Below are 1,972 nucleotides of genomic sequence, written 5' to 3' on the forward strand. Positions count from 1 at the left end.
TTCGGGTGTTTGACAGTTGCCTATCGAAAAAATAGCTAAAAAGCCCAATGGGGCTTTATTTTTTTGTCAAATTTTCCCGATAATCATTGAGTACTATTTAGTACCGTGTTATAATAGCGATATATTACAAGACTTTGGAGGGATTCATATGCGGATCAAAAAAAGTATCTCTAAGAACTCTGTCTCGTATTCGATTATAGACAATGTCCGTGATATCAACGGAAAATCTACCACCAAGGTCATCGAAGCCTTGGGAAATGAGAATGAAATACGGGAAAAACATCCAGGAGTGGATCCTGAAGAATGGGCACGGGATTACGCTAAAAAACTGACGGATGAACAGAAACAGAAGAACGCCTCCATCATTACAAAACTGAATCCGAATAAACCTATTCCAAAAGATACTAGGCGCACATTCAATGTGGGCTATCTATTTTTAAAGTCTATCTACCATCAATTGGAACTAGACAGCATCTGCAAAGAAATCGCACAACGCCATGCATTTTCATATGATCTGGACAAAATTCTTTCTTTGCTCCTCTACATGCGCATACTTCATCCGACCTCCAAGAGAGGGACCTTGGAACGAGCGGGCGAGCTACTTGAGACCCATACAATCGAACAGCAACACATGTATCGAGCGCTTGACATTTTGGCAGAAGAGTCTGAGTCAATCGAAAAAGCAGTCTACCAAAACAGCTTGGCGGTCGTCGAACGGCGAACTGAGCTCCTCTATTACGACTGCACGAATTTTTACTTCGAAACGCAGGAAGCCGAAGGCTTAAAACAATATGGGGTATCAAAAGAGAACCGGCCAAACCCAATAGTACAAATGGGACTCTTTATGGATGGCAGCGGATTGCCTCTCGCTTTCGTCATTAATCCTGGAAATCAAAACGAACAGCCAACCATGAAGCCGCTTGAGAAACGAATTTTTAAGGATTTTGAGTTGTCTAAATTTGTGGTCTGCACAGATGCTGGACTTTCTTCCTACGAGAATCGCATTTATAATTCAATGGGTAACCGAGCCTTCGTGACGACCCAATCTCTTAAAATGTTAAAGAAACACCTAAAAGAATGGGCACTAGCACCCGATGGGTGGCGATTAGCAAACAAAGATAACTCTGAGTCCGGAAAGGAAAAACAGCAGATCATAAACCTTAACGAGGTAGATATTGAAAAGGATACAAATATGTACTACAAGGAACGTTGGATGAATGAAAATGAACTAGTGCAAAAATTGATTGTAACCTTCTCCCCGAAGCATAAGCGATACCAGGCCAACATTAGGGAAAAGCAAGTCGAACGAGCGCAGAAAAAAGTCGACAATCCCTCTCGATTGGGAAAGAAACGCGCGAACGATCCGGACCGCTTTATTCAATCTACCTACGTCACTGATGATGGTGAGGTTGCGAAAAAAAGTAGTCACACTATCGATTTATCCATAAGTAATGAAGAAGCCAAGTTTGATGGGTTTTACGGGGTGTGTACCAACTTAGAGAGCACAATCGAAGAGATTGTTCACATTAATCAACGTCGATGGGAAATTGAAGAAACTTTTCGAATTCTGAAAAGCGAAATGCGAACTCGCCCTGTCTACTTACAGAAAGATGAAAGAATTAAGGCTCATTTTTTGACGTGCTTTCTATCATTGCTGGTTTATCGCATTTTAGAAAAAAAGATCGACGAAAGCCATACATGCTGTGAAATCATTGATACAGTGCGTAAGATGACAGTATTAGAAGTGCCAGCCGAGGGCTACATTCCCACTTACACTCGTACAGAGTTAACTGATCGATTACATGAGACATTTGGGTTCCGTACGGATACCGAAATAGTCACGCAAAAAAAGATGAAAAATATTTTAAAACAAACCAAAAAGAAGAAATAGTACTCATTTTTGAATGCAAAAAAACCACAAGTATGCCTGCTACATTAGCATTCTTGTGGTTTTTACTGTCAAAGACGAGAT

The 1,972-nt window shown here is 40.8% G+C and carries 1 protein-coding gene; it reads left to right on the forward strand.

Annotation, left to right across the window (positions count from 1 at the left end):
* Nucleotides 1–148: 148 nt before the first annotated feature.
* Nucleotides 149–1,891 (forward strand): IS1634 family transposase, encoded by a 1,743-nt coding sequence (locus C8U37_RS14255; RefSeq protein ID WP_108033867.1) that lies wholly within the window; start codon nt 149–151, stop codon nt 1,889–1,891.
* The last annotated feature ends 81 nt before the right edge of the window (nt 1,892–1,972 follow it).

It is taken from the genome of Trichococcus patagoniensis (genome assembly GCF_003051085.1).
Taxonomy (GTDB): Bacteria; Bacillota; Bacilli; order Lactobacillales; family Aerococcaceae; genus Trichococcus; species Trichococcus patagoniensis.

Coding starts and splice junctions, on each gene's coding strand:
- C8U37_RS14255 (WP_108033867.1), top strand. CDS start 149: ATGCGGATCAAAAAAAGTATCTCTAAGAACTCTGTCTCGTATTCGATT.